The sequence below is a fragment of the Streptomyces sp. NPDC004609 genome (genome assembly GCF_042873655.1).
GTDB lineage: Bacteria > Actinomycetota > Actinomycetes > Streptomycetales > Streptomycetaceae > Streptomyces.
Window position 1 is genome coordinate 185,539 of the sequence record NZ_JBIALS010000012.1, and the last position, 6,082, is coordinate 191,620.

Annotated in this window: 4 protein-coding genes and 1 pseudogene; 4 read left to right on the plus strand and 1 reads right to left on the minus strand. The window is 74.4% G+C overall.

Translation table 11 applies throughout. From position 1 onward, the window contains the following. Nucleotides 1–169: 169 nt before the first annotated feature. Nucleotides 170–1,408 carry an aromatic acid exporter family protein gene (locus tag ACFYT4_RS15100; RefSeq protein ID WP_389268373.1) on the plus strand — a complete coding sequence of 413 codons (1,239 nt, stop codon included), beginning with the start codon at nucleotides 170–172 and terminating at the stop codon, nucleotides 1,406–1,408. Between the two features lie 370 nt (nucleotides 1,409–1,778). Here the strand turns inward: ACFYT4_RS15100 and ACFYT4_RS15105 are convergent, their stop codons facing one another. After that, nucleotides 1,779–2,588, minus strand: coding sequence for a VOC family protein (locus ACFYT4_RS15105; RefSeq protein ID WP_389268375.1), 810 nt, complete (start codon nucleotides 2,586–2,588; stop codon nucleotides 1,779–1,781). 296 nt (nucleotides 2,589–2,884) lie between these two features. On the opposite strand from ACFYT4_RS15105, the gene ACFYT4_RS15110 reads away from it, so the two are divergent. The 3 genes and pseudogenes from ACFYT4_RS15110 to ACFYT4_RS15120 all read left to right on the plus strand — a co-directional run bounded on the left by ACFYT4_RS15110 (nucleotide 2,885) and on the right by ACFYT4_RS15120 (nucleotide 5,792). After that, a complete protein-coding gene (locus ACFYT4_RS15110; protein ID WP_389268377.1) occupies nucleotides 2,885–3,136 on the plus strand; it encodes a DUF6158 family protein in 252 nt (83 codons plus the stop codon). Nucleotides 3,137–3,385: 249 nt separating this feature from the next. Beyond that, nucleotides 3,386–3,614, plus strand: a pseudogene (locus ACFYT4_RS15115) (DUF6458 family protein). 333 nt (nucleotides 3,615–3,947) lie between these two features. Then, nucleotides 3,948–5,792, plus strand: coding sequence for a transketolase (locus ACFYT4_RS15120; protein WP_389268379.1), 1,845 nt, complete (start codon nucleotides 3,948–3,950; stop codon nucleotides 5,790–5,792). Nucleotides 5,793–6,082: the final 290 nt, after the last annotated feature.

Genomic DNA, 6,082 nt, shown 5'->3' on the forward strand with positions numbered 1-6,082 from the left:
CGCGATGCGCGCGGGCCTTCGCCGCCCGCTGACCGGGGCACGACCGGGCCGGTTCGGCCGGTGGAGTCATGAACTTGTGCGTTCGTCCGAACATCCCGCGATCCCGGTGGCCGCGGACGGCTCGGTGGGCAGTCGTGAGTCATGAGTCCACTGCGCCCCGCCGCGGGCAGTGCCTGAGACGCGCCGGCCGGCCCCCGCGTCGGTGATCGAGTTCATCGGCGGGCACTACCGCGACCCCGTCGTCGTCCAGACGCTGCGTTCGACCGCTGCGGCGACCATCGCGTACGCCGCGGCCCTCTGGCTGAGCAACGAGCCCGCCCCGCTGACCGCGCCGCTCACCGCCCTGCTCGTGGTCCAGGTGACCCTCTACTCCACCCTCACCACCGGCATCCGGCGGGTCAACTCGGTCGTCGTGGGCGTGCTGATCGCCAGTGGCTTCAGCCTGCTCGTGGGGCTCAGCTGGTGGAGCCTCGGGCTGATCATCCTGGCGTCGCTGATCGTCGGTCACATGGTCCGGGTGAGCGAGTTCGTGCCGGAGGTCGCGATCAGCGCGATGCTCGTCCTCGGTGTCACCCGGGTGGCCGACACCGCGTGGGACCGCGTCCTCGAAACCCTGATCGGCGCGGTGGTGGGACTGCTGTTCAACGTGCTGTTCGTGCCGCCCGTCTGGGTGGGCACGGCGGGGGAGTCCATCGAGGACCTCTCGCGCCGGATGCGCCGCCTGCTGCTGTCCATCGGCGAGGAACTCCACACCCCCACCTCCGTGGAGACGGCCGCCGCCCGGCTCCACGAGGCGCGGCGGCTCGACAACGACGTCGCCGACGTGGACGCCGCGCTGCGGCAGGCGGAGGACAGTCTCAGGTTCAACCCCAGGGTGAGGGAAGGGCTGCTGAACCGGGTGGTGCTCAGGACCGGCCTGGACACCCTGGAGATCTGCGCGGTCGTGCTGCGGGTACTGGCCCGCACCATGACCGACCTCGCCAAGGAGCGCGGTGACGCGGATCTCTTCCCCCGGGAGGCGGGGCGCGCGGTCGAGGAACTGCTGTCCCATGTCGCCGACGCGCTGGTCAGCTTCGCCGTACTGGTCACCACCCAGGTCAGCGCGAGCGCCGAGGCGGCTGAGCGGCGGCTGGCGGGGGAGCTGGAGGCGGCGGAGGCCCGGCGCGAGCACGCGGCCTCGCTGCTCCTCGCCGGCGTACAGGCGCATCCGCGCCACTGGCAGCTGCACGGCGCGCTGCTCGCGGAGATCGACCGCATCCTCGCCGAACTCGACCCGGAACACCGTTCCCTGCGGCTGATGGAGGAGCTGGACCGCAGCGCCCGCGAGGAACGGGAGAGGTACCCCCGCCTGGCCGCCGTCCGCCACCGGGTGACCGGCAGGCGGCGCGAACGGGCGGTTTCCCGCTGACGAGCGGCCGTGTGTCCGTTCCCGTGCGGGCCACCGGGGGCCGGGGGCGGGTCACGGGCGGCTGTGCGACCGGGCGGGCCGGTCCGCCCGGTCGGCGGCGGCCCGGCCGGGCACGCCCGGCACCCTCGCGAGGTGATCGCCGCCCGGTCCCGCCGTCGCCCGTCCCCGTTCTCCCCGCCGCGCGTTTCGGACCGCGGGATCGCGGTACAGGAGGGGGCACGCTCCCGTCACGTGAGGGAGCGCAGGCGCCGGAACGGTCGGGCCCATCAGCGTCCGGCGCCGCTCCCGCCCGGGCGCGTCCGCCGCGTGACCCGGGCGGGCGCCCGACCCCGGCACCGTAGTCGTTAGTGCCGGGCTGCCCTCCCGCGCCTCAGAGCCGGCCGGTGATGGTGAACAGGGCGCCGTCGGGATCCCGCAGCGCGGCCTCCTCACGCCCCTCGGCCGTCGTACGCCGGTCCAGGACCGCCCCGCCGTGCTCCAGCGCCGCTCGGGCCACCGCGTCCACGTCGTCTACGGGGAAGTGCACGTCCCAGCGGGGCCGCAGCAGGGGATCGGGCGCCTCTCCCAGGGCCCCGGAGCTGAGCCGCGCCAGCACATGGCCGTTGCTGACGAGCACCACCTCGTCGTTCTCGTAGCGCACATCGCAGCAGCCGGGGCGCCCGCTGGCCCACTCCAGCACCTCCCCGTAGAAGATCGCCGCGTCGAAGGCGTTACGGGTCCGCAGCAGCAGCCACGCGGGCGCGTCCTTGTGCCCGGACTGCCAGTCGGGGATCAGCGCACCCTCCCAGATGCCGAACACCGCGCCGTCGCGGTCCGAGGCCAGGGCGCCGCGCCCCAGGGCGAAGGCGAGCGGACCCACCGCGACCGTGCCGCTGCGCTCCCTGATCCGGGCGGCGGCCTCGTCCGCGTCCGTGATCGCGAAGTACGGGGTCCAGGCCACCGCGACCTGCAGCGTCGGGGCGAGGGCCCCGATTCCGGCGACCGGGGCACCGTCGAGCATGGCGACGCTGAACTCGTCCCCGAGCCTGTCCTTGCGGAAGCCCCACCCCAGTACGGCGCCGTAGAAGTCCTGTGACGCCTTGAGATCACGGGCCATGAGGCTGACCCAGCACGGTGCGCCGAACACGTCCGCGCTCGATGTCGTCGCCGGCGCGTCGGCCGGTCCTGTCTCTTTGTCCATCACACTCGTGTCCTGAGATCTACGCGGTGTGCGCGATGTCCTCGGCGATGTCCTCGGCGGTGCCCGGTGCGGGGCGGCGGGCCGGGAGCGGGAACGCGGCCGGGACCGGATTCCCTCATCCTCCACTCAAGGCCGCGTCCCCGCGAGTCGCACGGCCGCCGGGCGCGCCGCCCGGCGGCCGGGAAGCCGGGTTGCGGATGTCTCCCGGGAAGGGCCGGATGGTGCGCACCCCCCCGGGTACCCGCGGGACGTGAGCGACACCCGGGCACCACCGGACGGAAGGGAGCACGGCTGCCATGACGCAGGCCGAGAAACAGCCCAGGGGCATCGAGGCCGCCCGCCTCGGCGAGCACGAGCTGATCCGGGAACTGGAGACGATCCACCGCAGCCGCCACGACACACTGCTCCACGGGTCGGCGGCCGCCCTCGCTGCCCACACCACCCGGATGGCCGAACTGGAGGCGGAGTATCTGCGCCGCCACCCGGACCGGCGGGTCTCGGCGGGCCGGACCCGGGCGGGCGCCCGCGCCCGCACCCAGCCGAAATGACCCGCCGGTCACGCGCCCGCGCACCGGAGTGATTCCCCCCGCCCGGATCCGGGCGGCCCGGAGGTCCCCCTACCGGCCGGTCCCCTCGCCCGGCGCCCGTCCGCCCCGCCCCTGTGCCGCCCGTCCGCATGACCCGTCCTTCGCCGGGTACCCGCGGGAGGCCGGTGGTCCCTGCCGGAAGCAGGGAACCGTCCGTCCGTACCGGGAACCACGGGAAGTCGGTACCGGAACCACAGGAAGGTGGAACCGATGGGCCTGGGAGGGGTGCATCATCCTGATCGCCGTGGGAGCGATCCTCACATTCGCCACCGACTGGGAGATGAAGGGCGCCAACCTCGACGTGATCGGCCTGATCCTGACGGCCGTGGGATTCATCGGAGTCGTCACCTTCACGAGCATCGCCCGGCGCAGGCGTGTCGTCGTCCCGCCCTCGGCCCCCGTGGTCGACGAGGGACGGAGCCGCCCGCCGTACGAGTGAGACGCGCTCCCGGGGGCCACGCGCCGTATCCGTACACACCGCCGCCACCACCGCGCCGCCGGTGGCCCCGGCAACCGGCCCGGGTGTCGCCACCGACCGGCCGCCGGAGACCGTGCCCCCGCGCCGGGCCGTCCGGCTCGGGTTGGCCGGCCCCGCCGGACAGCGCGTCGCCCGGGCCTTCACGGGTACCCGGTGGCGCGGACGGCGCGTCCGCCGTCCGTCCGGACCGCGCACGAGGCAGCCCGGACGGTGCGAACGGCGGCGGCCCGGAGCGGGAGCGCTCCGGGCCCCCCGGACCCCGGGGCGCCGACGATCCGGGCAAGGAGCGATGAGATGCGATACGAACAGCTGGCAGAACTGGGACAGCAACTGCGGGTGGACGCCGTGCGCGCCGCCGACGCGGCCGGATCCGGTCATCCGACCTCGTCCATGTCCGCCGCCGACATCGCCGCCGTGCTGGTGGCCAACCATCTGCGCTACGACTTCGAACGGCCCGAGAACCCCGGCAACGACCGGCTGATCCTCTCCAAGGGCCACGCCTCACCGCTGCTGTACGCGCTCTACCGCGCGGTCGGGGTCGTCGACGACGGGGAACTGCTCACGTTCCGCCGGCGCGGCAGCCGGCTCGAAGGCCATCCGACACCCCGTCTGCCGTGGGTGGACGTGGCCACCGGCTCGCTCGGGCAGGGGCTTCCCGTCGGCGTCGGCATGGCGCTGGCGGGCAAGCGGCTGGACCGGGTGCCGTACCGCGTCTGGGTGCTGTGCGGCGACAGCGAGATGGCCGAGGGCTCGGTCTGGGAGGCCGTCGAGCACGCGGCGTACGAGCGTCTCGACCGCCTCACGCTGATCGTCGACGTCAACCGGCTCGGCCAGCACGGCCCCACCCGGCAGGGATGGGACCTCGACGCGTACGCCCGCAGGCTCCACTCCTTCGGCTGGCACACCGCCGAGACCGACGGACACGATGTGAGCGCCGTCGACGCGGCCCTGAACGAGGCGGAGGCGACGACCGGGCGGCCCACCGCGGTCCTCGCCCGCACCCACAAGGGACGCGGAGTCGCGGCCGTCGACGACCGCGAGGGAGCCCACGGCAAACCACTGCCCGACGCCGGGGCGGCGATAGCGGAACTGGGCGGACCCCGCTTCCTCACCGTGGACGTGGCCGCGCCCCCGCGGGCCCGCGTCGAACGGGAGAAGGCGGCCGACCGGCCGGAGACACCGCGGTACGCCGTCGGCGACACGGTCGCCACCCGCGACGCGTTCGGCGACGCCCTCGCCGCGCTCGCCTCCCGCCGTACGGATGTCGTCGCCCTCGACGGCGAGGTCGGCGACTCGACCCGCACCGCGGCCTTCGAAAAGGCACACCCCGAGCGGTTCTTCGAGTGCTACATCGCCGAACAGCAGCTCGTGGCCGCCGCGGTGGGCCTGCGGGCCCGCGGATACACCCCGTACGCCGCCACCTTCGCCGCCTTCCTGACGCGCGCTCATGACTTCGTGAGGATGGCCGCGGTGAGCGGTACGGCGATCAACCTCGTCGGCTCGCACGCCGGGGTGGCCATCGGCCAGGACGGGCCGTCCCAGATGGGCCTGGAGGACCTGGCGATGTTCCGCGCGGTCCACGGCAGCACCGTGCTGTACCCGTGCGACGCCAACCAGACCGTACGACTCGTCTCCGCCATGGCGGAGCTGCCCGGCATCGGCTATCTGCGCACCACCCGGGGCGCGACCCCGGTGCTGTACGGCCCCGGGGAGGAGTTCCCCGTCGGCGGCTCCAAGGTGCTGCGGTCGGGGGAGCGGGACCGGGTGACCGTCGTCGCCGCCGGAGTGACCGTGCACGAGGCGCTGCGGGCCGCTGACCTCGCGGAGGCCGAGGGCATCGGGGTACGCGTCGTCGACCTCTACTCGGTCGAGCCGGTCGACGTGGAGACGCTCCAGGAGGCGGCGGACGCCACGGGCTGTCTGATGACGGTCGAGGACCACCGGCCCGAGGGCGGCCTCGGCGACGCGGTCGCCTCGGCCTTCGCCGACGGCCGGCCCGTGCCGAGGCTGGTCCGGCTGGCGGTGCGGAACATGCCGGGCTCGGCCACGCCCGAGGAGCAGCTCCACATCGCGGGGATCGACGCGGAGTCGATCGCGGCGGCCGTGCGCCTGCTGATGGGGCAGTCCGTGGTCCGCTGACCAGGGGCAGGGGCAGGCCCGGCGCACTCTTGTCCGCCGCAGCCGGCGGACAACGGGTGCGCACGGACGGGTAACGGGCGGTACGGAGGGGGACACGGGCGCCGGACGGCCACACACCGCCGGTGACGCACCGGTCCCGCATGCGCCGCCGGGCCGGGTCCCCGGCGAGGGCCCGGCGCCACGGCGTGAGACGGCGGTGAGGGCGGCCCCCGCGGGGCCGCCCCCACCCCCCCCCACCGTTAACAGCGGTAACACCCCGCCTATGTGGCGCCCCCCCATTTTCTACACAA

Bases quoted from the DNA above. Each gene is read 5' to 3' on its own strand.
- ACFYT4_RS15105 (WP_389268375.1), bottom strand. From the start codon at position 2,588: ATGGACAAAGAGACAGGACCGGCCGACGCGCCGGCGACGACATCGAGC.
- ACFYT4_RS15120 (WP_389268379.1), top strand. From the start codon at position 3,948: ATGCGATACGAACAGCTGGCAGAACTGGGACAGCAACTGCGGGTGGAC.
- ACFYT4_RS15110 (WP_389268377.1), top strand. From the start codon at position 2,885: ATGACGCAGGCCGAGAAACAGCCCAGGGGCATCGAGGCCGCCCGCCTC.